At 65.4% G+C, this 26,487-nt stretch carries 26 protein-coding genes; 16 read left to right on the top strand and 10 right to left on the bottom strand.

What is annotated here, in order from left to right:
• The first annotated feature begins 30 nt into the window (after positions 1–30).
• Positions 31–807, top strand: a complete 777-nt coding sequence (locus ACQP1G_RS43965; protein ID WP_433196332.1) for a crotonase/enoyl-CoA hydratase family protein — start codon at positions 31–33, stop codon at positions 805–807.
• A gap of 66 nt (positions 808–873) precedes the next feature.
• On the opposite strand, the gene ACQP1G_RS43970 is transcribed toward ACQP1G_RS43965, so the two are convergent.
• Positions 874–1,290, bottom strand: coding sequence for a VOC family protein (locus tag ACQP1G_RS43970; protein ID WP_433196334.1), 417 nt, complete (start codon positions 1,288–1,290; stop codon positions 874–876).
• Between the two features lie 184 nt (positions 1,291–1,474).
• Here ACQP1G_RS43970 and ACQP1G_RS43975 point away from each other — a divergent pair, with 184 nt between their 5' ends.
• Positions 1,475–2,479 carry a sigma-70 family RNA polymerase sigma factor gene (locus ACQP1G_RS43975; protein WP_433196336.1) on the top strand — a complete coding sequence of 335 codons (1,005 nt, stop codon included), beginning with the start codon at positions 1,475–1,477 and terminating at the stop codon, positions 2,477–2,479.
• Between the two features lie 317 nt (positions 2,480–2,796).
• Here the strand turns inward: ACQP1G_RS43975 and ACQP1G_RS43980 are convergent, their stop codons facing one another.
• Both ACQP1G_RS43980 and ACQP1G_RS43985 read right to left on the bottom strand, forming a co-directional pair.
• Positions 2,797–4,350, bottom strand: coding sequence for an acyl-CoA synthetase (locus tag ACQP1G_RS43980; protein ID WP_433196338.1), 1,554 nt, complete (start codon positions 4,348–4,350; stop codon positions 2,797–2,799).
• Between the two features lie 22 nt (positions 4,351–4,372).
• Positions 4,373–5,410: an LLM class F420-dependent oxidoreductase gene (locus ACQP1G_RS43985; RefSeq protein ID WP_433196340.1), complete on the bottom strand. Its 1,038-nt coding sequence runs from the start codon at positions 5,408–5,410 to the stop codon at positions 4,373–4,375.
• Positions 5,411–5,561: 151 nt separating this feature from the next.
• On the opposite strand from ACQP1G_RS43985, the gene ACQP1G_RS43990 reads away from it, so the two are divergent.
• From ACQP1G_RS43990 to ACQP1G_RS44010, 5 genes are read left to right on the top strand one after another with little or no spacing between them, the layout of a single operon-like run.
• Positions 5,562–6,542, top strand: a complete 981-nt coding sequence (locus tag ACQP1G_RS43990) for a Zn-ribbon domain-containing OB-fold protein (RefSeq protein WP_433209362.1) — start codon at positions 5,562–5,564, stop codon at positions 6,540–6,542.
• A gap of 9 nt (positions 6,543–6,551) precedes the next feature.
• Positions 6,552–7,592, top strand: coding sequence for a thiolase domain-containing protein (locus tag ACQP1G_RS43995; protein ID WP_433196342.1), 1,041 nt, complete (start codon positions 6,552–6,554; stop codon positions 7,590–7,592).
• The gene (locus ACQP1G_RS44000) at positions 7,589–8,758 is read left to right on the top strand and encodes a thiolase domain-containing protein (protein ID WP_433196344.1); all 1,170 of its coding nucleotides are present in this window, start codon (positions 7,589–7,591) and stop codon (positions 8,756–8,758) included. The genes ACQP1G_RS43995 and ACQP1G_RS44000 overlap by 4 nt, the downstream gene beginning before the upstream one ends.
• An 8-nt stretch (positions 8,759–8,766) precedes the next feature.
• On the top strand, positions 8,767–9,657 hold the full coding sequence (locus tag ACQP1G_RS44005) for a TIGR03619 family F420-dependent LLM class oxidoreductase (RefSeq protein WP_433209365.1): 891 nt from the start codon (positions 8,767–8,769) through the stop codon (positions 9,655–9,657).
• Entirely contained in the window at positions 9,654–10,070 is a 417-nt protein-coding gene (locus ACQP1G_RS44010) for a nuclear transport factor 2 family protein (RefSeq protein WP_433196346.1), read from the top strand. Before ACQP1G_RS44005 ends, ACQP1G_RS44010 begins: the two co-directional genes overlap by 4 nt.
• A 122-nt stretch (positions 10,071–10,192) precedes the next feature.
• On the opposite strand, the gene ACQP1G_RS44015 is transcribed toward ACQP1G_RS44010, so the two are convergent.
• Entirely contained in the window at positions 10,193–11,458 is a 1,266-nt protein-coding gene (locus ACQP1G_RS44015; RefSeq protein WP_433196348.1) for a cytochrome P450, read from the bottom strand.
• A gap of 141 nt (positions 11,459–11,599) precedes the next feature.
• On the opposite strand from ACQP1G_RS44015, the gene ACQP1G_RS44020 reads away from it, so the two are divergent.
• Together ACQP1G_RS44020 and ACQP1G_RS44025 are read left to right on the top strand one after the other, a co-directional pair.
• On the top strand, positions 11,600–12,763 hold the full coding sequence (locus ACQP1G_RS44020; RefSeq protein ID WP_433196350.1) for a steroid 3-ketoacyl-CoA thiolase: 1,164 nt from the start codon (positions 11,600–11,602) through the stop codon (positions 12,761–12,763).
• Positions 12,764–13,125: 362 nt separating this feature from the next.
• Complete coding sequence (locus ACQP1G_RS44025; RefSeq protein ID WP_011207048.1) at positions 13,126–13,542, top strand: helix-turn-helix domain-containing protein; 417 nt, start codon at positions 13,126–13,128, stop codon at positions 13,540–13,542.
• 313 nt (positions 13,543–13,855) lie between these two features.
• Here ACQP1G_RS44025 and ACQP1G_RS44030 read toward each other — a convergent pair whose 3' ends face one another.
• The 5 genes from ACQP1G_RS44030 to ACQP1G_RS44050 form a co-directional block, all read right to left on the bottom strand.
• Positions 13,856–14,866: a hypothetical protein gene (locus ACQP1G_RS44030; RefSeq protein ID WP_433196352.1), complete on the bottom strand. Its 1,011-nt coding sequence runs from the start codon at positions 14,864–14,866 to the stop codon at positions 13,856–13,858.
• The gene (locus ACQP1G_RS44035; protein ID WP_433196354.1) at positions 14,863–15,378 is read right to left on the bottom strand and encodes an ImmA/IrrE family metallo-endopeptidase; all 516 of its coding nucleotides are present in this window, start codon (positions 15,376–15,378) and stop codon (positions 14,863–14,865) included. Before ACQP1G_RS44035 ends, ACQP1G_RS44030 begins: the two co-directional genes overlap by 4 nt.
• Positions 15,379–15,388: 10 nt before the next feature.
• Positions 15,389–16,276 carry a hypothetical protein gene (locus tag ACQP1G_RS44040; protein ID WP_433196356.1) on the bottom strand — a complete coding sequence of 296 codons (888 nt, stop codon included), beginning with the start codon at positions 16,274–16,276 and terminating at the stop codon, positions 15,389–15,391.
• A gap of 1,110 nt (positions 16,277–17,386) precedes the next feature.
• A complete protein-coding gene (locus tag ACQP1G_RS44045) occupies positions 17,387–18,298 on the bottom strand; it encodes an SDR family oxidoreductase (protein WP_433196358.1) in 912 nt (303 codons plus the stop codon).
• A 92-nt stretch (positions 18,299–18,390) separates the two neighbouring features.
• Entirely contained in the window at positions 18,391–19,170 is a 780-nt protein-coding gene (locus ACQP1G_RS44050; protein ID WP_433196360.1) for an SDR family oxidoreductase, read from the bottom strand.
• Between the two features lie 53 nt (positions 19,171–19,223).
• On the opposite strand from ACQP1G_RS44050, the gene ACQP1G_RS44055 reads away from it, so the two are divergent.
• From ACQP1G_RS44055 to ACQP1G_RS44085, 7 genes are all read left to right on the top strand, one after another.
• Positions 19,224–20,009, top strand: coding sequence for an enoyl-CoA hydratase family protein (locus ACQP1G_RS44055; RefSeq protein WP_433196362.1), 786 nt, complete (start codon positions 19,224–19,226; stop codon positions 20,007–20,009).
• Positions 20,009–20,881: a CoA transferase subunit A gene (locus tag ACQP1G_RS44060; protein ID WP_433196364.1), complete on the top strand. Its 873-nt coding sequence runs from the start codon at positions 20,009–20,011 to the stop codon at positions 20,879–20,881. Before ACQP1G_RS44055 ends, ACQP1G_RS44060 begins: the two co-directional genes overlap by 1 nt.
• Positions 20,878–21,666 (top strand): CoA-transferase subunit beta, encoded by a 789-nt coding sequence (locus ACQP1G_RS44065; protein ID WP_433196366.1) that lies wholly within the window; start codon positions 20,878–20,880, stop codon positions 21,664–21,666. Before ACQP1G_RS44060 ends, ACQP1G_RS44065 begins: the two co-directional genes overlap by 4 nt.
• Complete coding sequence (locus ACQP1G_RS44070; RefSeq protein ID WP_433196368.1) at positions 21,663–22,748, top strand: NAD(P)H-dependent flavin oxidoreductase; 1,086 nt, start codon at positions 21,663–21,665, stop codon at positions 22,746–22,748. The genes ACQP1G_RS44065 and ACQP1G_RS44070 overlap by 4 nt, the downstream gene beginning before the upstream one ends.
• A gap of 320 nt (positions 22,749–23,068) precedes the next feature.
• A complete protein-coding gene (locus ACQP1G_RS44075) occupies positions 23,069–23,368 on the top strand; it encodes a hypothetical protein (protein ID WP_433196370.1) in 300 nt (99 codons plus the stop codon).
• Positions 23,365–24,567, top strand: a complete 1,203-nt coding sequence (locus ACQP1G_RS44080; RefSeq protein ID WP_433196372.1) for a DUF6973 domain-containing protein — start codon at positions 23,365–23,367, stop codon at positions 24,565–24,567. The genes ACQP1G_RS44075 and ACQP1G_RS44080 overlap by 4 nt, the downstream gene beginning before the upstream one ends.
• 5 nt (positions 24,568–24,572) lie before the next feature.
• Entirely contained in the window at positions 24,573–25,112 is a 540-nt protein-coding gene (locus ACQP1G_RS44085) for a hypothetical protein (RefSeq protein WP_433196374.1), read from the top strand.
• A gap of 123 nt (positions 25,113–25,235) precedes the next feature.
• Here the strand turns inward: ACQP1G_RS44085 and ACQP1G_RS44090 are convergent, their stop codons facing one another.
• Entirely contained in the window at positions 25,236–26,423 is a 1,188-nt protein-coding gene (locus ACQP1G_RS44090) for an acetyl-CoA C-acetyltransferase (protein WP_433196376.1), read from the bottom strand.
• Between the last annotated feature and the right edge of the window lie 64 nt (positions 26,424–26,487).

Here is a 26,487-nt window from a genome sequence, read left to right on the forward strand (position 1 = left end):
GTCCCCCCTGGAGTGTCAGGAGATCGAGTAATGCCAGATTGCCTCGTCGAGAAGCGCGATCACGTCCTCATCGTCACCATGAATCGCCCCGAGGCCCGCAACGCGCTCTCGGCCGAGATGATGGCGATCATGCGCGACGCCTGGGACCAGGTGGACAGCGATCCCGATATCCGCGTCGCCATCCTGACCGGCGCGGGCGGTGCGTTCTGCGCGGGCATGGACCTCAAGGCGATGACCGCCCGGCACCCCGGCGACGCCGCGGGCAGCTTCGATCCGACCAAACTGGAGGCGCTGCTCAAGGGCCGCCGACTCAGCAAACCGCTGATCGCGGCGGTGGAGGGCCCGGCCATCGCCGGTGGCACCGAAATCCTGCAGGGCACCGATATCCGTGTGGCCGCCGAAGGTGCGAAATTCGGTGTATCCGAAGCGCGTTGGGGTCTGTTCCCGCTCGGTGGCTCGGCCGTTCGGCTGGTCCGCCAGATTCCCTACACCGTTGCCGCGGACATTCTGCTGACCGGCAGGCACATCACCGCCGCCGAGGCCAAGGATATCGGGCTGATCGGGCATGTGGTCCCGGACGGCACCGCATTGGACAAGGCCCTCGAACTCGCCGGGCAGATTGCGGCGAACGGCCCACTCGCGGTGCAGGCGATTCTGCGCACCATCCGGGAGACCGAGGCCATGCCGGAAGAGGACGCCTTCCAGATCGAGGCGAAACTCGGTATGGCGGTCTTCAGGTCGGCCGATGCCAAGGAGGGCCCGAAGGCCTTCACCGAAAAGCGCAAGCCCACCTTCACCGGTAGCTGAATTACGTTCTCGCCGAATCGATCCGCATGATGGCCCCGGGCCACCATGCGACCGGCCGCGGCGAGATCAATTGCCGGGGTAATCCATCCAGAAGGGCTCCCATTGGTGGCCGTCCGGGTCGATGAAAGTGCGGCCGAACATGCCGACCTGGGCCTCCTGGGCCCTGCGGTCCTCGTTGAGTTCCTCGGTGGCGCCCGCGGCCAGTGCTGCATCGGTGAGTGCGTCGACCTCTTGTGCGCTGGCCAGGGATAACGCGTAGGCGCCGCCGGTGGTCGCGACCGTATCGGCGATCGGGCGCTTGCTGAAGGTGGTGAAGAAGTCCTTGGTCAGCAGCATGGCGCAGATGTTGTCGTCGATGACGATGCAGGCGGCATTGTCATCGGTGAAGTCCTGGTTCACCTTCCAGCCGATGGCCTCGTAGAAGTTCTTGGACCGGCCCAGGTCTGCGACGGGAAGGTTGATGAAGATCATCTTGCTGGGCATGCGGGTCCTTACGTCGGCTTCGGTGGTCCTTCATATACAGACGGATCGAACGCGCGAAACTCATCGCTCGCGGGCGTTGTGAGGCCGGGCACAACCCGCACGCCGAACTGTGATGATCTTGATTCCGCAGGTCCAGGCCTTATGGGTCTCGAATGTGTCGGTGGGCTATGGCAGGGTGACACCCATGAACGACTCGTCCGGCTCCACCGTCGGCCTCACCCCGGACGTCCTCGAGTCCTTCGAAGGACATCGGCGAGAGCTGTGCGCCTACGCCTATCGCATGCTCGGCTCCTCCTTCGAAGCCGAAGACGCGGTGCAGGAGACTTTCACCCGCGCGTGGAAGTCCTATAGCTCGTTCGAGGGTCGGGCCAGCCTACGGTCCTGGCTGTACAAGATCACCACCAATGTCTGCCTCGATATGCTCGACGGTCCGCAGCGTCGGGCCAGGCCGATGGATCTGTCCGGTCCGTCGCGGCCGGATTCGCCGCTGCCCATGCCACAGCCGGATTACGTCTGGATCGAGCCGATCCCCAATGCGCTGGCCTTCGGATCGGATCCGGCCGAGCACGCATCCGCCAAGGACACACTGCGGCTGGCATTCGTCGCCGCCTGTCAGCATCTGCCAGCGACCCAGCGCGCCATCCTGATCATGCGCGAGGTGCTGCGATTCTCGGCGAGCGAGACGGCCGAGGCGCTCACCATGTCCCCCGCATCGGTGAACAGCGCACTGCAGCGCGCCAGGGCGACCATGTCGAAGGTACAGCCCACCACCACCGACACCTACGACGAAACCGATGACAACCAGCGCAAACTCGTCGACGATTTCGTCAAGGCCTTCGAGGCCTACGATATGGACACCCTCACCACCCTGCTGAAAACCGATGTGGCACTGTCCATGCCGCCGATCGAACTCTGGATCTCCGGCCCCGAGAATGTCGCCGCCTTCATGCTCGGCACCGGCAGCGGCTGCCGCGATTCCCGCATGATCCGCCTGGACGGCGCCAACGGCCACCCCGCCTTCGGCCACTACAAACCGCACGAAACCGAAGCGGGCGTATGGGTTCCGTGGTCGATCACCGTGCTGGAACTCGACGGCGACACCATCGCCGGACTCAACTTCTTCCTCGACACCGAAAAACTGTTCCCCCTCTTCGGTTTGGCGCCGGAGTTGCGCGAACCGGTTGAGTGAGGCGGAGGTTTCGGGCGGAGGGGATGGTCGGGCAGGACGCCGAGTCGGGTAGGCCAGCGCCAGAGGGCAAGACGAGTCGGACAAGAGGGAGTCAGACCACCCCAAACACACCGTCGCCGATCCAACTCCGCCCAGGGGGCGGTCCGAGATGCGTCGAGGGTAGTCATATGGTGTCCGGCCCCCCACGGGCCACAACAACCGTTTGACTACCCTCGGCACCTATCCGGCACGCCCGGCGCCCTGCCTCAGCGAGGGGAGTCGGGTGGTGGTTGGTCGAGATCGGCGAGCAACCGTTCGACTCCCGTTGATGGACGGCGCTAGGCCGGGATGTAGCGGTCGCGGATTTTGCGCTTGTAGAGCTTGCCGTTGGGGTCGCGGGGTAGTTGGTCGAGGTAGTCGATGGAGCGGGGCATTTTGTATTTCGCCAATTGGGCTGCGGCGAAGGCCAATAGCTCGGCGGTGAGTTCGTCGTTGCCCTCGATACCGGCCACCGGCTGGACGACGGCCTTTACTTCCTGGCCCCAATCCGGGTGCGGTAGACCGAAGACCGCGACGTCCTCGACCTTCGGGTGGGTGATGAGTACGGTCTCGATCTCGGCGGGGTAGATGTTCACACCACCGGACAGGATCAGATCGGAGCGGCGGTCGTGCAGGTAGAGGTAGCCGTCCTCGTCGAGGTGGCCGATATCGCCGACCGTGAAAAGGTCACCGACCCTTGCCTCTTCGGTCTTCTCCTTGGCGTGGTGGTATTCGAAGCTGGACGTGCCCATGCGCATGTAGACCAGACCGGTTTCGCCCGCGGGCACCTCGGAGCCGTCTTCCTCGCTGAGCACCTTGATCACCGACCACGGCCAAGCCTTGCCGACCGAACCCGGCTTCTCCAGCCATTCGGTCCCGTTGATCACCGTGCCGCCGCCCTCGGTCGCCGCGTAGTACTCGGTGACCGTCGGCCCCCACCACTCCAGCATCCGCCGCTTGGTCTCGGCCGGGCACGGGGCCGCGCCGTGCACCATGCTGCGCAGCGAGGACACGTCGTATTTGGCGCGCACCTCTTCCGGCAGCGCGAGCAGCCGGTGGAACTGGGTCGGCACCATATGGCTGTGGGTCACGCGGTGCTTCTCGATGAGCCGCAGCATGTCCTCGGCGTCCCAGCGATCCATCAGAACGAGCTTGTGCCCCAACTGGATCGAGATGGTGGCGAAGTTCAGCACGGCCGTGTGATACAGCGGCGAACCACAGATGTGCACGTGCTCGTCGTAGGGCTTCAGCCCGAACAGCCCGAAGAACGCGGACGAATACACCGGAACGACATCCGGGTCGGTGCCGGTGAGCGGGCGACGAACACCCTTGGGGCGCCCCGTGGTTCCCGAGGTGTAGAGCATCGGCGCGCCGGTGGTCCGATTGTCGGGCCGACCGGTATCGGCCGCACCCAGCCAGGCCACCGACTTGAAGCCATCGATCTCGCCGACCGCGAAACGCGCGGTGGCGGGCAGCCCGGCCTCATCCGCCGCGGCGATCGCCGCAGCGGCGAAACGGTCGCTGGCGATGAAGGCCTTCGCCTCGCTGTCGGCGAGGATATAGGCGACCTCCGGGCCGGTCAGGTGCCAGTTCACCGCGACGATGTACAACCCGGCCTGATAGGCCGCGAAGTAGGCGGCGACCGCCTCGACGCAGTTGTGCACCATGGTGACCAGCACGTCGCCGGGTTGCAGACCGAGCGCCCGCAGGCCGGTGCCGTAACGGTTTGCGAGCGTGGCCAATTCGCGATAGGTCACCTCGCGGCCGGATGGATCCGCCAAGGCGATCCGATCCGGTTCCGCGTTCGCGATGTTCCACAGACCGAGAATTTCTACTGACTCCTGCGTCGTCACCCCTACGAATTTAGAACGTGTTCTACATCTGTACAAGGGGTGCGAGCCGATGCAATTGCTCGATATCTGGAACAGACACGAGCATCTGGGTGACCCCGGCGGCTTCCCAGACTCCGAGTTGCTTACGCACATGCTCCTCGTCGCCGATGATCGCGGTATCCAAAATCAGCTCATCCGGCACCATCGCGGCCGCCTCGGCCTTCTTGCCGGATTGGAAGAGTCGGCCGATCTCGTCGACCTCGCGCTCGTAGCCCATCCGCCGGTAGACCTGCGCGTGAAAATTCAGCTCGGGCGCGCCCATGCCGCCGATATAGAGCGCCGTGATCCAGCGCATCCGCTCGAGTTCGCTCGTGGGATCGTCGGTGATCACCACCTGGCAGCTCGCGGCGATCTCGAAGTCCGCCCGCGAACGGCGCGCGCCCGCCCTGGCGAAGCCCTCGTCGAGCCAGTCGTTGTACATCCCGGCCAGCCGCGGCGCGTAGTAGATCGCGAGCCAGCCGTCGGCGATCTCGGCCGTCAGCGCGACATTCTTCGGCCCCTCCGCACCCAGCCAGATCGGCATATCCGCTCGTAGCGGATGCACGATCGGCTTGAGCGGCTTGCCGAGCCCGGTCGATCCCGGCCCCGTATACGGCAGCGGATACTGCGGGCCGTCATTGGTGACCGGCGCCTGCCGCTCCAGGATGCGACGGATGATCCCGACGTACTCCCTGGTGCGCTGCAACGGCTTGGCGAACGGCTGCCCGTACCAGCCCTCGACCACCTGCGGCCCGGAGACGCCGAGCCCGAGGATAGCCCGGCCGCCGCTGAGATGGTCCAGTGTCAGCGCGTGCATGGCCGTCGCGGCGGGCGTGCGCGCCGACATCTGCACCACCGAGGTACCAAGACGCACCCGCTGCGTGGCCGAGCCCCACCACATCAGCGGCCCGAAGGCATCCGATCCCCAGGATTCGGCGGCGAACACCGCGTCGAAACCCGCCGCCTCGGCGGCGACCACCAACTCGCCCGCATTCTGTGGCGGCTGCGCCATCCAGTACCCGAGTTGCAATCCGAACTTCATGGACTACCTCTTTCTATCGCTAGCGACTGCCTGCAGGTCGCTCGAAAGGATCAGCAAGTTCTTGCCACCAGAATAAGAACCTGTTCTACTCGATATCGTGACTCAGGGGAATACCGCATCCGGCACAATCGCGGATGAGAGAGGGCCGGAATTGAACACTGCGCCCGACGTGCTCAGTGCACCCCTTCGGGTGCAATTCGACTACACACGGTCGGTCGGACCGACCATCGGCACCTTCCTGACCGAGCTGCGCGCCCGCAAAATTGTCGGCATGCGCGGCTCGGACGGGCGGGTGCTGGTGCCGCCGCCAGAATACGATCCGGTCACCTCCGCACGGTTGACCGAGTTCGTCGACGTGGCCGATACCGGCACCGTCCGATCGTGGACCTGGGTCCGCGATCTGCTGCCCGGCCAGCCGTTCGACCGCCCGTTCGCCTGGGCACTGATCCAGCTCGACGGCGCGGACACCACCCTGCTGCATGCCGTCGACGTCGCCGCACCCGAGGACATCCACACCGGACTGCGGGTGGTCGCACGGTGGGCCGCCGAGACCACGGGCAGCATCAAGGACATCGCCTGTTTCGAACCGGGCGAAACCTCCACCACACCAGCGCAAACCGGTGATTCCGGTAGCTCCGCGGATAGCGGCGAGCCGGTCACGGTGCTCACCACGCCGGTCGACCTGCAGTACATGCACAGCGCCTCGCCGCAGGAGACCGTCTACCTGCGCGGTTTGGCCGAGGGCAAACTGCTCGGCGGGCGCACGGATGCCGCGGGCAAGGTGTACTTCCCGCCGCGCGGCGCCAATCCGACCAACGGTAGGCCGACCGATGAAATCGTCGAACTGCCCGACCGCGGCATCGTCACCACCTTCTGCATCGTGAATGTGCCGTTCCTCGGCCAGCGGATCAAGCCGCCGTATGTCGCGGCGTATGTGCTGCTCGACGGCGCCGATATCCCGGTACTGCACCTGGTGCTCGGCTGTGAGGCGAGCGAGGTGCGGATGGGCATGCGAGTGGAGGCGGTGTGGAAACCGCGCGAGGAGTGGGGCTTCGGGCTCAGCAATGTGGACCACTTCCGCCCCACCGGCGAGCCGGATGCCGACTACGAGACCTATAAGCACCACCTCTGAGAGGCCACGTTGACAAACAACGCCACCGACATCGCGGTCGTGGGATTCGCCCACGCACCGCATGTGCCGGAGACCTTCGGCACCACCAACGGTGTCGAGATGCTGGTGCCCATCTTCCAGCAGCTCTACACCCGACTCGGCATCACCAAGTCCGATATCGACTTCTGGTGCTCCGGTTCCTCGGATTACCTTGCGGGTCGTGCCTTCTCGTTCATCTCGGCGGTCGACGCCATCGGCGCGGTACCGCCGATCAACGAATCGCACGTCGAAATGGACGCGGCGTGGGCACTGTACGAGGCATTCGTGAAGCTCCGCTCCGGACAGGCGCAGACAGCGCTGGTATACGGCTTCGGCAAGTCCTCCGCGGGCACGCTGCGCCAGGTGTTGACCATGCAGCTCGATCCCTATCTGGTCACGCCGCTCTGGCCGGACGCCTGGTCGATCGCGGGTCTGCAGGCGCGGGCCGGGCTGGACGCGGGCCGCTGGACCGAACGCGATATGGCGGCGGTTGCCGCCGGTGACTCCGGTGATGTCGAAACTCTGCTCGCCACACCGTATGTCGCGGATCCGCTACGCGCACACGACGTCGCGCCGATCACCGACGGCGCGGCCGCCATCGTGCTCGCGGTCGGTGACCGGGCCCGCGAACTCTGCGAGCGCCCGGCCTGGATCACCGGTATGGCGCACCGGGTGGACACACCCAATCTCGGCGCCCGCGATCTGACCGTCTCGCCGTCGACTTCGGCTGCGGCACAGGCGGTTACCGGTGGCGATACCAGCGGCTTCGATATCGCCGAACTGCATGCGCAGTTCAGCCATCAGCAGCTGATCCTCGCCGAGGCCATCGGGCTGCGGCCCGAAACCAAGGTGAATCCGTCCGGCGGCGCACTCGCCGCCAATCCGATGTTCGCGGCGGGCCTCGAGCGCATCGGCTTCGCGGCCGAGGCAATTATCGCGGGCACCGCGAACCGGGCGCTCGCCCATGCCAGCAGCGGTCCGGCACTGCAACAGAACCTGGTTAGCGTTTTGGATTCGGAGGCGAGCCGATGACATTTCCGGCTGCGGTGCTGGGCACCGGACAAACACATCACGTGACGAAACGAACCGATGTGTCCATGGCGGGCATGTGCCGTGAGGCCATCGATCGTGCACTCGAAGATGCCGGACTCACGATCGCCGATATTGATGCCGTGGTGGTCGGTAAGGCGCCGGACTTCTTCGAAGGCGTCATGATGCCCGAGCTGTATCTGGCGGATGCCTTGGGCGCCACCGGAAAACCGCTGCTGCGCGTGCACACCGCCGGATCCGTCGGCGGCTCCACGGGTATCGTCGCCGCCAACCTGGTACAGGCCGGGGTGCACAAGCGGGTGCTCGCCATCGCCTGGGAGAAGCAGTCGGAATCGAATGCCATGTGGGCGTTGTCCGTTCCGGTGCCCTTCACCATGCCGGTCGGGGCGGGCGCGGGCGGCTACTTCGCACCGCATGTGCGCTCCTACATTCGCCGGTCGAACGCGCCGAGCCATATCGGCGCGATGGTGGCCGTCAAGGATCGCCGCAATGGCGCCAAGAACCCGCTCGCACATCTGCACCAGCCCGATATCACATTGGAAAAGGTGCTCTCCTCCCAAATGCTGTGGGACCCTATCCGATTCGACGAAACCTGCCCGTCCTCGGACGGTGCGTGTGCCGTGGTGATCGGTGACGAGGAGGCCGCGAAGGCGGTCGAGGCCACCGGCAAGAAGGTCGCCTGGGTGCACGGCACCGCCATGCGCACCGAGCCGACCACCTTCGCCGGACGCGACCAGGTCAACCCGCAGGCCGGACAAGATGCGGCCGCCGCGCTGTGGCAGGCCGCCGGCATCACCGATCCGCTCAATGAGATCGACGTGGCAGAGATCTATGTGCCGTTCTCCTGGTTCGAGCCGATGTGGCTGGAGAACCTGGGCTTCGTCCCGCAGGGTGACGGCTGGAAACTCACCGATAAGGGCGAGACCGAGATCGGCGGCACGCTGCCGGTCAATCCGTCCGGCGGCGTGCTCTCCTCCAATCCGATCGGCGCCTCCGGACTCATCCGGTTCGCCGAGGCGGCCAAACAGGTCATGGGCCGCGCCGGCGACTACCAGGTCGCGAATGCCAAGAAGGCGCTCGGACATGCGTATGGCGGCGGGTCGCAGTACTTCTCCATGTGGGTTGTCGGCTCGGAACAGCCCAGCTGATGACCGCGCTGAAGTTCAGCCTCGGCATCGCGCTGAGTCCGCTGGAGCAGTTGCCCGAATTGGCGAAGACGGCCGAGGAGTGCGGGTTCGCATCGATCGCACTCCCCGACTCGCTGTTCTATATGCAGTCGGCGTCGGCGAAGTATCCGTATACCGCCGACGGCAGCCGCTTCTGGGGGCCGGAGACGCCGTGGGTCGACCCGCTGATCGGGGCTACCGCTATGGCGGCGGTGACCAGCCGGATTCGCTTCTACACCAATGTGCTCAAGCTCGGTTCGCGTAATCCGCTGCTGCTGGCCAGGCAGGTCGGCTCCGTCGCCAACCTGTCCGGCAACCGCTTCGGATTCGGCGTCGGGATCGGTTGGGCACCAGAGGAATTCGAATGGTGTGGGGTGCCCTATGCCAAGCGCGGCGCGCGGGTCGACGAGATGATCGAGGTCATCAAGTTGGTGCTCGGCGGTGGCATGGTCGAATACCACGGGGAATTCTTCGATTTCGATCCGCTGCAGATCAGCCCGGCGCCGAGCGAGCCGGTCCCGTTCTACATCGGTGGCCACACCGAACCCGCACTCCGTCGGGCCGCCAAGGTCGGTGACGGCTGGACCTCGGCGATGATGACCTATGCCGAACTGTGCGCCACCATCGGCAAGCTCGGCGCGCTGCGCGCCGAATTCGGCCGCGAGAGTGTGCCGTTCGAGATCCAGGCGGTATGCGTCGACAAGTTCGGGCGCTCCGGATATCAGGATCTGGCCGATGCCGGGGTGACCGATGCGATCGTGATCCCGTGGCTGGCCGATGGCATCGGCTTCGACGGTGAGCTGGCGGCCCAACAGGAGTCACTGCGCCGCTTCGCCGCGAAGAATATCGAGGAACCCATCGTCGCGAAGGCAGCAGTATGAGTACCACCGAACATCCAGCACGGGCCGCCGGACTCGCATCGCAGGCGGCGGTGCGAGCACGGGATAAGCAGGCGTGGGTCGATCTGTTCGCGACCGACGGCATTGTCGAAGATCCCATCGGCCCTTCGGGTTTCGATCCGGAAGGTAACGGCCACCGCGGCAAGGAGGCCATCGCGGCATTCTGGGATATGGCGATCGCGAAGACCGATTCGATCGAATTCCGCTTCGAGGACTCCTTCGCCTGCGGCAATGAGATCGCCTTTACCGGCCTGATCCGCACCAAGATGGGCGGCCATCAGATCGATGCCGAGGGCGTGTTCACCTACAAGGTGGACGAAACGGGCAAGATCGCCGCGCTGCGGGCCTTTTGGGAGGTCGACCGCGCCATGGCGACGGCCGAGCCCATCACCTAGCACGCTGCCTCTCCCCCTCGGGGCAGCACAAAGGGGCCCTCGAACCGGCAAGGAACTGCCGGTCCGAGGGCCCTTTCGGGTGCGGACCCAGGCCGCCGACACGAGCCTGGGGCCGCGGTGTCTCAGTGCGCGACCGGGCAGCCCGAGCCCTTGTAGTCGACCGGGAACTCCTTGACGCCGTTGAGCCAACCCGAGCGCAGCCGCTTCGGATCACCGAGCTTGCTGATATCGGGCATGGCATCGGCAATGGCGTTGAAGATCAGGTCGACCTCCATCCGCGCCAGATTCGCGCCGATGCAGAAGTGCGCACCGGTGCCACCGAAGGACAAGTGCTGGTTGTCCTTTCGCGTGATATCGAACCGGTCCGGATTCTCGAAGACCTCCTCGTCGAAGTTGGCCGAGCGGTAGAGCATGACCACCCGCTGCCCCTTCTTGATCTGCACACCCCCGAGTTCGGTGTCCTCGAGCGCGGTCCGCTGGAACGAGGTGACCGGGGTTGCCCACCGGATGATCTCGTCGGCGGCGGTAGCCGGGCGCTCCTTCTTGAACAGCTCCCACTGATCCGGATGCTCCAGGAAGGCCGCCATACCGTGGGTGATCGCATTGCGGGTGGTCTCGTTGCCCGCGACGGCCAGCATGATCACGAAGAAGCCGAACTCCTCCGGGGTCAGCTCATCGCCGTCGACATCCGCCTCGATCAACTTGGTCACGATGTCATCGGCCGGACTTTCCTTGCGCGCCGCGGCCATTTGGTAGGCGTAGCCGAGCACCTCGGCGGAGGCGGTGACCGGATCGGCGTCGTTCTCCGGATCGTCGTAGCCGGTCATATCATTCGACCAGGTGAAGACCTTCCTGCGATCTTCCTGCGGGATGCCGATCAGCTCGGCGATGGCCTGCAGCGGCAGCTCCGAGGCGACCTGGGTGACGAAGTCGCCCGATCCGTTTTCCGCTGCCTCCTTCACGATGGACTCGGCCCTCGCCTTGAGTTCGGCGCGCAAGCCGTTGATCACGCGCGGGGTGAAGCCGCGGGAGATGATCTTGCGCAACTTGGTGTGCTGGGGTGCGTCCATGTTCAACAGGACGAAGCGCTGCAGTTCGATCTGCTCGCGAGTGATGTCGTCGTTGAAGCGCGGGATCGCGGTGTTCTCGAAGGTGGAGAACACATCGCTGCGGCGCGACACCTCCTTGACGTCCGCATGCTTGCTCACCACCCAGAAGCCTTCGTCGTGGAAGCCGCCGATTTCGGGGGGCTGCGGGTTCCACCAGATCGGTGCGGTGCGACGCAGTTCGGCGTATTCCTCCACCGGAACACGGTCGGCATAAATGTCCGGGTCCGTGACATCGAACCCATCCGGCAGATTCGGCCGGGCATTGCGCGGGTCTACCACCAGATGTCTCCTTCGACAAACTGAAACACGTTCTACAAACATTGAAGCATAGGCTGCATAATGAGGGAAGAACAGGACAGATTCATCAGTCACAGGCGTGAACACACGTTTCATTTTTCTGTCCCAGAAGAAAGGTTGGACATGGGCACACCCGTCATCGTCGAGGCCGCTCGCACCCCCATCGGCAAGCGCGGCGGCTGGCTCGCCGGCCTGCACGCCGCCGAACTGCTCGGCCTCGCCCAGCGCGGGCTGCTCGATAAGGCCCACCTGGACCCCGCACAGGTAGAGCAGGTCATCGGCGGCTGCGTCACCCAGGCCGGCGAGCAGTCCAATAACGTGACCCGGGTCGCCTGGCTGCACGCCGGGCTGCCATGGCAGGTCGGCGCCACCACCATCGACGCCCAGTGCGGATCGGCGCAGCAGGCCAACCATCTCATCGCCGGACTCATCGCGACCGGCGCCATCGATATCGGCATGGCCTGCGGCGTGGAGGCGATGAGCCGAGTTCCCTTGGGCGCCAACGTCGGCGAGCATGCCGGTCCACGTCGGCCCGCCTCCTGGAATATCGATCTGCCCAACCAGTTCGAGGCGGCCGAGCGTATTGCCAAGCGGCGCGGCATCACTCGCGCCGACATCGATGAACTCGGCGTCCGTTCGCAGCGCCTGGCCGCCCAGGCCTGGACCGAGGGCCGTTTCGATCGCGAGGTGCTGCATGTGACAGCGCCGGCGGTCGATAAGGAAGGCAACCTCACTGGCGAGAAGCTGGACGTGACAAGGGATCAGGGCCTGCGCGAAACCACGCTGGAGGGTCTGGCCAAGCTGAAGCCGGTACTGGAGGGCGGAATCCACACCGCTGGCACGTCGTCGCAGATCTCCGACGGCGCGGCCGCCGTACTGCTGATGGACGAAAAGGCCGCGCAGCGAACGGGTTTGCGCCCGCGGGCCAGGATCGTGACGCAGGTGCTGGTCGGCGCGGAGCCCGAATTCCACCTGGACGGGCCGGTGCAGGCGTGCACCCGACTGCTCGAACGGTCCGGGATGAGTATCGGTGACATCGATCTTTTCGAGATCAATGAGGCTTTTGCGGCAGTTGCACTTTCATGGGCTTCTGTACACAAGCCGGACATGGACCGAGTGAATGTAAACGGCGGTGCGATCGCACTCGGCCATCCAGTCGGTTCGACCGGATCCCGGCTCATCACAACGGCTTTGCACGAACTGGAGCGAACCGGAGGCAGCACCGCAATGGTGCTCATGTGTGCGGGCGGCGCACTGGCGACAGGTACCATCATCGAGAGGTTGTAAGAGTTTCAACCAATTCCATGGCGTTTGTTGAACGTTCATCCCCATGAGCCCAAAACGTGTCGTACGCCACACAAAGGCCAGCGCAGGCCACTAGATGACCTATCAGCTATCTTTCGGTTATCATCGGCCCGCCTGGGAAGGCGCTCGCGACGGGCAAGAACCGGTTCACACCACGTTTTCCCAAGAGCCGTTGGCGTGACCCGCAAACGCAACCGTCGCAGTCACTTCCCCGGAGCGGCACCTAGAAGCTTCAAGGAAATCCTGAATCAGGCGTAGGTTTTCAGTTACTGAGCCGCTAATATCAATGATACGTATCCGAGATAACGACTGTTAGTACAGTGAAGGGAATTGGGCGGCTCATAATGGCTGATTTCGCGGCGCGGCTGAACAAGCTGTTCGAAACCGTGCATCCCCCGGGGCGCAAGCCGCACACCAACGCGGAGGTTGCGGCTGCGCTGACGGCCTCCGGGCATCCGATCTCGAAACCGTACCTCTCGCAGTTACGGTCGGGTCAGCGGACCAACCCGTCGGACGAAACGGTGGCTGCACTGGCCAAGTTCTTCAAGGTCAAGCCGGACTACTTCTTCAACGACATCTATGCCGCCAAGATCGATCACGATCTGGAGTTGCTGTCCCAGCTGCAGGGCTATGGGCTGCGACGGCTGTCGAGTAGGGCGTTCGATCTGTCCGAAGAATCACAGAACCTCCTCACCTCCATGGCGGAGAAATTGCGGGCAAGCGAAGGTCTGCCCGAAATTCCTCCGGACGGTACCGAATAGGTTCTCCCACAGCGCAGTACGGTGCGACCCACAGGGTCGCACCGTACTGCGTCATGGGCATGCCCCCGCCGGAACGCGGGCGCACCATCGACGCCCCTGAGATTGTGGGCTTGGCGGTGTGTACAGGCTTGCGATAAAAGCGCGCCCTCGAGTGACCCGGTACTGATGAAATCAGTTGCACGGATACGTCTGTAGACACAAGGAATCCGGCACCGCGGAAGCGGTGCCGGATTCCTTGCTATGTCAACCTTATTGAATACCCGGAGCGAGTCCTTCAGAATGCCTCGAGCTGATCGACTTTGGTGTCACTCGATCAATTCCGGGCGGGCGCTGCGGCGCTCGCTTCGTAGGCGCGCGCGATTGCCTGAACCCAGCCGCGGGGACTAATACCCTCCGGCGGAGCAATCCATCGCGCGTCGACTACCACATCGCCCAATGGGTTTCGCGCCCACTGCGCGACCCGGTCGGCCCGCGCCGATACCAGCGGCGGCGGCGGACCGGCACTGACCAACTCGACGCCACCGCCGGATTGCAGATACAACGCGTCCATGATCTGCGCGACCTGATCGGATGCCCTGAGCTGTGTGGATGTACCCGTCTGCTCGTGCGCGACCACCTCAGGGAACCGCCCGACCATGATTCGGTGCAGAACCTTGGTCTGCCGCAACAACATTCGCGCGCGCACCCACAGCTCGACCACGATCCACACCGCGCCGAATGCGATGAGCAGGCCAGTTGCCTCCCAGGCGGGCCAGGCCCAGTCCGGTTCGCCCGGTTTCGCGACCGGTGCGTCGATGAAGGCCCGGCGGATCTGCAGCACGGCGAGCACCGCGACGAGCGCGGTCCCGGCGGTGTAGATCGCGATACCGCGACCGAGCGTCGTCCAGTCCAGGTTGCGCATACCGGTGATGACGATGAAAACGCAACCGAGCGCGACGACCATCCAGCCGAAAGTGGTAGACCAGAACAGGTTTACCGCTACCGCGACCGAGCCGATGCCGTAGATCACGAAGGCGATCTGACGCAGATTGCGGCGGGAGACGACCGGCCACGCCGCCGACGCGACCACCGAGGTCGCGGCCGCGAAGAGAATCCAGGCCGAGGTCACGATACCGTCGGAGAGCATGCCCGAATGCAGACCGCGCGGCCGCAGATTGTCGATCGCCAGGGCGATCTCGGGAACCGCGACGGTGGCCGCGAGTGCGACCGCCGCGACCGCGATGACGATCGCCACCCGCGCGGTCGTCGCGGGCTTCACCAGCACGCGACCAACACGCGCACCGGCGGCAACCCAGACCAGCATGGCCGTCGACCAGAGGGTCATCCCAGCGCCTCATCGAATCGAAGGACCGAGACGCCTGCGCCCCGGCTGTTGAACACGCGCAGTCGGGTCATCAACATGGCGGCGAAGGTCTCGGCCTCCCATTCGGCGAGCTCGTCCATACCGTCGTCGACGATCTGCTCGTGCGCCCGCTGACTGAGCATGTAGGCGATCAGATCGTCACTGGCCTCCAGCGTCACCTCGGGCGCGGGCGCACCCTCGTGGTCGAAGACGATATGGCCCAATTCGTGTGCGAGCGTATGTTCGCGGCTCGGCAGTGCGGTGGCGAGCACGATCACGTCGCGGTCCGGATAGAACCGGCGCTGGCCGCAGACGCCGGGACCCAGTTCCGCACTGGCGATTTCGATCTCGCGGCGCCGCTCGCTGGCGATGGAGGCGACGACCTGCTCCAAGGTGGTCGCATCGGAATCCGCGGCGATGGCGCACACCGCGTCGACCGCTGCCGCGACCCGTCGGTAGGCCCGGAGTCCGCTTTGCGTCCTGCTCTCATTCATCGATCGCCCCTTACGTCCTCGGTCCGAAGAACTCGGCACGTGCGGCATCGATGCGGGCCTGTGCGGCCGACGCGCTCTGGAAACTCACTGCGCCGGAACCGGTTCCGGCCAGCGCGAGCGCGATCAGGCCGCCGACCACGCCGAGCGCATTGGGCGTGGGCAGCCCGTCGTCGGCACTGGTCGGACGGACGTCCGGATTCGGCTCGGCCGCAGCCGCGGGCGGGGCGGCCGGAGATGCCGGCGGCGTAGGCGGTGGTGCCTGCTCCGCGGCCGGCGCGGGCGGCGCGGCCACCGGGACCGGTGCGAGCTGCGGCACCGCCGGTGCGGGCGGGATGATGATCGGTACGGGCGGCACCACCGGCGCGGGCGGCGCTGGCAGCGGGATCAGGAGCAAGAGCAGCGGGGCCGCCGAGCCGACCGCGGCGGAACCGACGGCCGCGGAACCGACCGCAGCGGAACCGGTTCCGACCGAACCGACGCCCGCCGAACCGAGACCGAGGGTGCCGACGGCCGCCGAACCGACACCGGCGGAACCGACACCGGCCGAGCCGACCGCGGCCGAACCCGTGACGCCCAGCGCCGAACCCGTGCCCACAGCGGCGGAACCGACTGCCGCGGAACCGGTTCCGAGGACAGCGGAACCGGTGCCGAGAATGGTGGCGACACCCGCCGAACCGGTGCCGATGATCGCGCCTACGCCCGCAGAGCCGGTGCCGAGAATGGTTCCCACGCTCACCGAGCCGCCACCGAGAAGTGCGCCGAGCAGACCCGTCGCGCCGACGGCCGCCGAGCCAGCGGCCGCCGAACCCGGCCCCGCGGCCGAGTTCACACCCGCGGCGGCATCGGTCGGATCAACCGGCGAACTGACATTCGACTGGCCCGGAATCGTCAGCGGCATCCACACATCGCCGGTCGGGTCCGACGCAGGGTTAGCGGGAGAACTGGGATCCGCACACTGCTGACACGCTCCGCCGGGCTGCGCATGGGCCGACACTCCCCAGAGGAGTGCAAAGCCAGCCACAGTCGCAAGCACTGCAACCACGCGCGACGTGCGACCAACGGCCATGCGCCAGCCTTCCCCTCATTCGATATAGCGCAGATCTCTCGCCCGGTCGCAGCTCACAAATTCCGGGACTTCAACGGATGGGAGCTCATAGTAAACCTCAGCCCCGATCCGCGCAGTCAGTCGGGCCACGCACCGCTTACGACGCGCCCCACCGGGCTTTCAGTCCGGAACCGGCCGAACGCCCAGATCACGCCTTCGGGGTTTGCGTGTAATCCCGAACACACTTCCGCGTAATCCCCCTTTGCACACAACTCAGGGAAACAGGTGGACCAGTACGTATGACGATGCCGCCAGACCACGAGTGCGGCGACCACCACCGTCACCGATCGGTGCCCATGCGGCCGTGGCAATGGGCTCAGCGGTCCTCGCATCACTGTGCCGGGCAGCCATGACGCCGCATCGACGAGGACCGCCAACGCACGGTCTGGTCGCGGCGGTCCGAACCGTACAAACGCGCCAATCCATCAGTCACGATGCGATGTAATTGCCACGGCGGCAATGCCGATCCGTTGCGATACGGGCACGAGCGAACGCTTCCGGGGTTCGACCGTTCCGGAACAGGCCGGACAGCATGGCCGCGACAATTCGAGCACTACGGCCACGACGGCCCGAATAGCAGATCGTGCCAATCGACCTGCCGCGATGCGAGTGCCGCCGAGCCAATGCCGATCCATCACCACACGGCACGAACCGATGCCAGCGGGAATCGACCGTTCCGGAACAGGCCGGACAGCGCGGCCGTGACAATTGGAGCACTACGGCCACGACGGTCCGAACAGCTGAACGTGCCAATCGACCTGCCGCGATGCGAGTGCCGCCGAGCCGATGCGGATCCATCACGACACGGCACGAACCGATGCCAGCGGGGATCGACCGTTCCGGAACAGGTCGGACAGCGCGGCCGCGACAATTCGAACTACCGCGGCGCAGATTCGGGGGCGCTCAGGCGCCGTACACCGGCTCCGGCGGGACGGACTTGGCGATCAGGTCGGCGACCACCGGACCGAGTTCGGCCGGGTTCCAGCGCGCGCCGCGATCCACGGCGGTGCCGTGCCGCCAGCCATCGGCCAAGGCGACCTTGCCGCCCTCGACTTCGAACATCCGGCCGGTGACGGCGGCCGATTGCGGGCTGCCCAGCCAGACGACGATCGGCGAGACGTTTTCCGGAGCCATGGCGTCGAAGCCGTCTTCGGGGGCTGCCATGGTTTCGGCGAAGACGGTTTCGGTCATGCGGGTGCGGGCGGCGGGGGCGATGGCATTGACGGTGACGCCGTAGCGTGCGAATTCGGCCGCCGCGGTGAGGGTCAGGCCCGCGATGCCCGCCTTGGCCGCACCGTAGTTGCCCTGGCCGACACTGCCCTGCAGACCCGCACCGGAGCTGGTGTTGATGATGCGGGCATCGACCGGACGACCGGCCTTGGACTCACCGCGCCAGTACTCGATGGCGTGCCGCATGGTCGCGAAGTGGCCCTTGAGGTGCACCCGGATCACCGCGTCCCACTCGTCCTCGCCGAGGTTCACCAGCATGCGGTCGCGCACGAACCCGGCATTGTTGACCAGCACGTCCAGCCCGCCGAAGGTGTCGACGGCCTGGCGGATGAGATTGCGCGCACCATCCCAGTCCGCGATGTCGTCACCATTGGCCACGGCCTCCCCGCCGAGCGCCTTGATCTCGGCGACGACCTGTTCGGCGGGCGTCTCGCCGGTCGCCGCACCATCCAGGGCGGAGCCGAGATCGTTGACCACCACGCGCGCTCCGGCGGCGGCGAAGGCGAGTGCGTGTGCCCGGCCGATGCCGCGGCCGGCCCCGGTGACAATGACGACGCGCCCGGCGCAGATCTGCTCGGTATCCATAACCTGTTGTGTCCTCTTCGTTTTCGGGTTCGGTTGTTCCGGCCTCGGTGGGCTGCTGGACAGTGTTGTTTCGAGTGACCTGCAAGCACTCGCTAGCGGACGTTGGCGTTCGACGCGGCGAGAAATGCCGGACGCTCACCGCCGCCGTGCACCAGCAGCGTGGCGCCGCTGACAAAGGCGGCCAGCGGTGAGGCCAGGAATACGGCGCAGCCGCCGATATCGTCGGGCCGGGCCATCCGACCGAGCGGGATGGTCGCGCCGACCGCGTCGATACCGTCTTGATCGCCGTAGTGGAGTTGACTCTGCTCGGTCTCGACCGGGCCGACGACCAGTGAATTCACCCGGACCTTCGGGGCCCATTCGACCGCGAGCGATGAGGTCAGACTGTCGATGCCCGCCTTGGCCGCACCGTAGGCGGCAGTGCCCGGCGAGGGCCGGTGCCCGCTGACGCTGGACACCATCACGATCGAGCCGCCGCCGGGCTGCTGCTGCATCACCGCGTTGGCGGTCTGCGAAACCAGCAGCGGCGCGAGCAGATTCAGTTCGACGATCTTGCTGTGGAAGTTCTTGCTCGCGGTCGCGGCGAGGGCGAACGGAGCGCCGCCCGCGTTATTGATCAGGTGATCGAGGCGGCCGTGGCGCGCGACGATCGTGTCGACCAGTTCCTGTACGGCGTCGGCGTCACGCACGTCGCAGGGCAGGTATTCGATCTCCCGCCCGTCATGGCGTACAGGCGCGTCGCCTGGGCGTCGCGCGCAGGCGACGACGGTCGCGCCCGCGGCGAGGAAAGCTTTGCTGACGCCCGCACCAACCCCGCGCACACCACCGGTCACCAGAACGACGCTGCCGGTGAGATCGATTTCGAGTGTCACCGTGCTAACCTACCAAGCAACTGCTTGCTTTGCCAACCACGAATGGATACGCGATGGGGATCAACCGTCACTCCGAATCAACCGGCATCACCGTGGTCACGGTCGACTACCCGCCGGTCAACGCCATACCGTCCGACGGCTGGTTCACACTGGCGGATGAGATCCGCGCGGCCGGGCGCGATCCGGAGACCAAGGTCGTGGTGCTGCGCGCCGAGAACCGCGGCTTCAACGCCGGTGTCGATATCAAGGAGATGCAGCGCACCTCGGGCCATCAGGCGCTGATCGACGCGAATCACGGCTGTTTCGAAGCATTCGCGGCGGTCTACGACTGCCCGGTGCCGGTAATCGCGGCGGTGCAGGGCTTCTGCCTCGGCGGCGGTATCGGCCTGGTCGGCAATGCCGATGTCGTAATCGCCTCCGATGACGCAACTTTCGGCCTGCCCGAGGTCGACCGCGGGGCGCTCGGCGCGGCCACACATCTGTCCCGCCTGGTGCCGCAGCATCTGATGCGCGCGCTGTTCTACACCGCGAGCACCATCACCGCACAGCAGCTGCAGCACTTCGGTTCGGTCTACCAGGTGGTGCCGCGCGCCGAACTCGACGCCGCCGCACTGGAACTCGCCAAGAACATCGCGGCCAAGGACGGACGGGTTATCCGGGCGGCGAAGCGGGCGCTCAATGGCATCGACGTGCAGGACGTGCACCGCAGCTATCGCTACGAGCAGGGTTTCACCTTCGAACTGAATCTGGCCGGGGTGGCCGATGAGATCCGGGCGCGGTTCGACGACGATCTGGCCGCGCGCAAAGAGAGCTCCAAGGAAGAGGGCAGGGAAAACTGATGCGGGACAAGCGAATGTCGCTCGACGATGTCGTCGGCGAACTGCGCAGCGGTATGACCATCGGCATCGGCGGCTGGGGCTCGCGGCGCAAGCCGATGGCGCTGGTACGGGCCATCCTGCGCTCGGATATCACGGATCTGACCGTGGTCACCTATGGCGGACCCGATCTCGGTCTGCTGTGCTCGGCGGGCAAGGTCCGCAAGGCGTACTACGGGTTCGTATCACTGGATTCGCCGCCGTTCTACGATCCATGGTTCGCCAAGGCGCGCGCCTCCGGTGCGCTGGTGGCGCGGGAGATGGACGAAGGCATGGTGAAGTGCGGACTGGAGGCGGCGGCCGCGCGCCTGCCGTTCCTGCCGATCCGGGCCGGGCTCGGATCCGATGTCGTCAATTTCTGGGATGGCGAGCTGAAGACCATCGCTTCGCCCTATTCGGACGGCGAAACGCTCATCGCAATGCCCGCACTGAATCTCGATGCGGCGCTGGTCCATCTGAATATCGGCGACAAGCACGGCAACGCCGCCTACACCGGTGTCGATCCGTACTTCGACGACCTGTACTGCCTGGCCGCCGAACGTCGCTACGTATCGGTCGAGCGGGTGGTCGAGACCGAGGAACTGGTGAAGGCCGTTCCGCTGCAGTCGCTATTGCTCAACCGGATGCTGGTCGACGGTGTGGTCGAGGCGCCGGGCGGCGCGCACTTCACCTTGGCCGCCGACAGCTACGGCCGGGACGAGAAGTTCCAGAAGCATTACGTGGAGTCGGCCAAGACGCCGCAGGCCTGGCAGCAGTTCGTCGACAAGTATCTCGCGGTGTCCGAGGACGAGTACCAGGCCGCCGTTCGCGAGTTCGCACAGGAGGCGCAAAAATGACCGCATCGCGTACCGATTCGATGGCCGGGCCGACAACTGAAGCCGTTACTCGGGCCGAGATCTGCGCGGTCGCCTGTGCCGAGATCTTCAGCGGCGCAGGAGAAATCATGGCATCGCCGATGTCGCCGATGTCGATCATCGGCGCACGGCTGGCCAAGTTGACCACCGAACCGGATCTACTGCTCTCCGATGGCGAAGCGCTGTTCTTCGCCGACACTCCCCCGCTCGGCGGTAAAGCCCCGATCGAGGGGTGGATTCCGTTCCGCAAGGTCTTCGATGTGGTGGCCTCGGGTCGTCGCCATGTGGTGATGGGCGCCAACCAGCTCGACCGGTTCGGCAATCAGAACCTGTCGGCATTCGGTCCACTACAGCAGCCGACCAGGCAGATGTTCGGCTCGCGCGGCGCACCGGGCAACACCATCAATCATCCGACCAGCTACTGGGTTTCGCGGCATACCCGGCGGGTGTTCGTGGAGCAGGTCGATATCGTCTGCGGGGTCGGCTACGACAAGATCGATCCGGCCAACCCGGCGTATCGGTTCCATCACCTGCACCGAGTAGTCACCAACCTGGGCGTCTTCGATTTCGAGGGGCCCGATCACACCATGCGGGCGCGCAGCCTGCATCCGGGCGTCACCGCCGCCGAGGTCGCCGAGAACACCTCGTTCGAGATCGCGGGCCTCGCCGATGCCGGCGAGACCCGGCTGCCGACCGCGCAAGAGCTGCGGTTGATCCGGGATGTGCTCGATCCCAAGAAGGTTCGGGAATCGGAGGTGCCGTCATGAGCGGGCCGCTACGCACTCCGCTGACCGAACTGGTCGGCATCGAGCATCCGATCGTACAGACCGGCATGGGCTGGGTGGCCGGGCCGAGTCTGGTCTCGGCCACCGCCGAGGCCGGTGGGCTCGGGATTCTGGCCTCGGCCACCATGACCTTCGCCGAATTGGAAGCCGCGATCGCGAAGACCAAGGCGCACACGAAGAAACCGTTCGGCGTGAATATTCGCGCGGACGCCACGGACGCTGGTGACCGCATCGATCTGTTGATCCGCGAGAAGGTGGCCGTCGCGTCGTTCGCCTTGGCACCCAAGCAAGAACTGATCGCCAAGCTGAAAGATGCCGGTGTGGTGGTGATTCCATCGATCGGCGCGGCCAAGCATGCGGTGAAGGTCGCCGCATGGGGCGCCGACGCGGTGATCGTGCAGGGCGGCGAGGGCGGCGGGCATACCGGTCCGGTGGCCACCACCCTGCTGCTGCCGTCGGTGCTGGACGCGGTCGATATTCCGGTCGTCGCGGCGGGCGGATTCTTCGATGGTCGCGGTCTGGCGGCCGCATTGGCCTATGGTGCGGCGGGTGTCGCGATGGGCACCCGGTTCCTGCTCACCAAGGAGAGCACCGTCCCCGAAGCGGTCAAGCAGGAGTACCTGAAGCGCCAACTTCAGGACACGGTGGTCTCGCTGAAGGTCGACGGTATGCCGCATCGGGTGCTGAACACCGAACTCGTTGATCGCCTGGAACATTCGGGTCGCTGGCGCGGCCTCGCCGCCGCGGTCGCCAATGCCGGGAAGTTCAAGGGTATGACCGGCATGAAATGGTCGACAATGATCCGCGACGGCCTGGCCATGCGAAAGGCCAAGGACCTCACCTGGTCCCAGGTCATCATGGCCGCCAACACTCCGATGCTTCTGCGCGCCGGTCTCGTCGAGGGCAACACCCAGGCCGGAGTACTCGCCGCAGGCCAGGTCACCGGCATCATCGATGACCTCCCCACCTGCAAGGAACTCATCGACCGCATCATCACCGACGCCGTCACCCGCATCGACACCATCGCCGCCCTCACCGCAGATCACGGCGTGAGCCCGACGTAACCGAAGCAGCGCTTCGGCCTGCTGACAAAGGCCGCCCCGAGTCCTCCCGACCAGGGCGGCCTTTCGCATACCCGCCCCATGGCTGCCACACAACAGCGCCCCTTGCAGCGGCGGAAGCTCACGCGAATCGGGGTTTCCGAATCCGCTATCTGTCGCTGTCTCCCTGGCAGGAATGCCCGCGCAAAACCATGATCCGTCAGTGTTTTAGGCCATTCGTAGGAGGCACCGACACGGTTGGTCGAGGAGCGGGTAGGTCGACCGCAGCAGTTGCCTTGTAGCCTCGAGACGCGCGACGACGGACATGAGACAAAGGGGCGCCGGTGAGCGACTTCGAGCTGGATCCGGACAAAACCCGAGAGTTGGCGAAAACGGTTCGGGGCCACGGTGACACGGTAGGCGGATTGGCACCATTGGCCGAGGGGCTCGTCGCCCTGCCCACGATGGAGAGCTCCGATCTAGCCCAGACCGTCGATGCGGTCGCGACCGGACTGAACAAGGTTGTGGAATATCACGCTCGTCGTCTGCACGAGTTCGCAGATCTCACCGACACAGCAGTGACTCAATTCTTGGCCGAAGACGGGGCCTTCGCGGACCGTCTGCGGGAGGCCGGGCAGCGGTGAGCGGCGGCGCTTATGTCGAGGCCCTTACGGTGTCGAAGGTGCTCAGTTGGGATCCACGCCCTGCGGTGAACATTGGCGTGAAGATCTCGGACAAGGCCCAGAAGCTCGACGACGAGACCGCCAAAGCGGCATCAGCGATCGACATGTCTTACGAATACTGGAAGCGCGCCGCTGGCGACGCCGCTCGCGATCGCGCGGCGCAGGACCGCGACCATGCGCGGCGAACCAAGCAGGTAATGGTGGATATCCAGCAGGAGATCTATATCCAGCTCGACGCCATCGTTGCCTACATTGACATCATAAAAGAGGCAAAAAGCGACGCCGAGGATTCGGAGTTCCACCTCTACGTTGAGGACGATGGCGAGGTGCGCTCACGAATGCCCAACTGGAAGGTCGTGCTGGAGCACGGTCCTGCCGGATTGGTAGAGAAGGAAGGCTACGAGTTCTACCTGACCAGTCGGATCCGCGGCGCGCTCACGTCGATTCAGCAGACAGACAAAGAGGGTGCCGAGAAGATCCGGCGACACCTGGAGTCCCTGTCGCCTGAGGTGCAGCGGGGTGTGACTCCTATGCCGAGCGATCCGCGGCTCGCCGACATTCTCACGAAATATCAGACGGCACCGTCCAAGTCGGGTGCGACCTTGTGGCCTTCGGGCCTGTTGCTGGACGAGATCCGGATGGTTTCACCGGATTTCCAGCCGACATTCATGACACCCGAGGAGGTGGCGCTGCTCGAGTTGCAGCTCACGAAGCCGGACGGGATCAGCAGGGTTTCCGACTTCTTCGACTTCAAATCACAGGCCGAGGAAGCGGCCAAGAAGGTGTATGACAACGACGCCGCCGCTCTCAATGACGGTCACGGAGACGCGTTCCGGCACATGTACTGGAACTCGCTGATGACCCAACGATACGGCGAGGACTGGACTCAAAGCTTCGGCACAGCACACGAGGGTATCGGCGGCAATGCGCCCGCGCGGGAAGCAATGGACCTGTACAACAACAGCCTCGGCAGGCAGATCGCGGTCGAGCATCCGAACGCCTCACCTGAAGAGCTGCAGAGACTGGTCCAGCAGAAGATCGATAGAGGCGACGCGATCGTGATCAACCAGCAGCAACAGATCGAGTGGAGCAACCGCGTGAAGGTTGGCGAGACTGGCTCGCCGGAACCGTCGGATATCCCGCTGCCGGCAGGAAAGTGAGACCTATGGGCATCAAGCTGATTACGGCCGTTGTCGCGACGGCAATGCTGGTCCTCACGGGTTGTACCGTTAGCTCGGCACCACGGAACGGTGTCGGGGAGAACTGCACTGGGATGTTCGAGTTGGCGTCGAATCCGCAACCCTTGGGTTCGCCTGCGAGGCTCGAGCAGACCGTGCGCACGAAAGCCACTGCGCCCGGTACGGTTTCACTTGGAGTTCTGACTGCCGAGGCCGGCTGGAATGACGGCTGGGATCGGATGGTGGTCGTCCAGTCCGGGATGACCCGGGAAACGATGAATTCGGCCTCCGGATTGGCCGGATATTGTTGGCGAGGACTGCCGGTGTTCAGCTCGGACGACCCCTTCCACTATGAGTACTACGTTTTCATCCTGGATTCGGCACCCAAGCAGGCTGTCCCGGCGATCCCGAGTGGCAAACTCTTCAGCAACGTCCGACGCGGGGATGTACTGCGGCCCGACACACTCCTCCAGGCCGTTCCGCCAGCGGGAGCGCGGCAGTCCGGATACTTCGTCCCAGCTGGCTGATCCAGGGAGTGGATGCGTATTGGCCAGCGGGGTTGTCGAATCCGCACGGATAGCCGAAAGGCCGCCGCTGGCGTTGCTGCCAGGGCGGCCTTTGGTTACTCAGCCGGAGTTGACGAAGGGCTCTCAGCTGAGGCGTTCGATGATGGTGGCGTTGGCGGTGCCGCCGCCCTCGCAGATGGTGAGCAGGCCGTAGCGGCCGTTGACGCGCTCGAGTTCGTTGAGCAGGGTGGCGAAAAGCTTTGCGCCGGTGGCGCCGAGGGGGTGGCCGAGGGCGATCGCGCCGCCGTTGACGTTCACCTTCTCCGGGTCCGCTCCGGTCTCGCGCAGCCAGGCGAGCACAACCGGGGCGAAGGCCTCGTTGATCTCGATGACATCGATATCGTCGATGGTCAGGCCGGTCTTCTCCAGCGCCCACTTGGTGGCCGGAATCGGGCCGGTGAGCATCATGATCGGGTCCGCGCCGCGAGCGCTGACGTGATGGATGCGGGCGCGCGGCTGCAAACCATAAGCCTCGACAGCCCATTCGGAGGCGAGCAGGGTCGCGCTCGCGCCGTCGGAGATCTGGCTGGCGACCGCGGCGGTCAGCGTCCCACCCTCGGCGAGCACCGGCAGCGACGCCATCTTCTCGAGCGTGGTCTCGCGCGGGCACTGGTCGATCCAGAATTCGCCGACCGGCACGATCTCACGATCGAAGCGGCCGTTCTTGATGGCGTCGCGGGCGCGCTCGTGACTGCGCAATGCCCAGCGCTCCATCTCTTCTCGGCTGATATTCCACTTATCGGCGATCATCTGCGCGCCGTTGAACTGCGAAACCTCGCCGGTGCCATAGCGATGGTCCCAGCCCTGCGCACCGACGAACGGTGAGTCGAAGCCGTATTCCTTACCCGCCAACATGGCCGCCGAGATCGGGATGGCGCTCATGTTCTGCACACCGCCCGCGACGATCACCTCGGCAGTGCCGCTCATGATGGCCTGCGCGCCGAAATTGATGGCCTGCTGGGAAGATCCGCACTGCCGGTCGACGGTGACTGCGGGAACTTCCTCCGGATATCCGGCGGTCAGCCACATGGTGCGGCCGATATTGCCCGCCTGCGGGCCGATATTGTCGACGCAGCCGACGATCACATCGTCGACCACCGCCGGGTCGATCGGGTTGCGGTCCAGCAGACCTCGCAGCGCGGCCGCACCGAGATCGGCCGGATGCACCGCGGCCAGCGCGCCATTGCGCTTGCCGACCGGGGTGCGCACGGCGTCGATCACATACGCATCCCGCAGCGGGGCGTACGGGCGGCGAGCGGATGGTGCTGACATCTAGAACTCCTACTTGGGTGCTGCCCGGCGGGGAGCGACGGGCCCGGGGGCGGCAGCTCGGATA

The sequence above is a fragment of the Nocardia sp. CA-107356 genome, from assembly GCF_050946365.1.
Lineage (GTDB): Bacteria > Actinomycetota > Actinomycetes > Mycobacteriales > Mycobacteriaceae > Nocardia.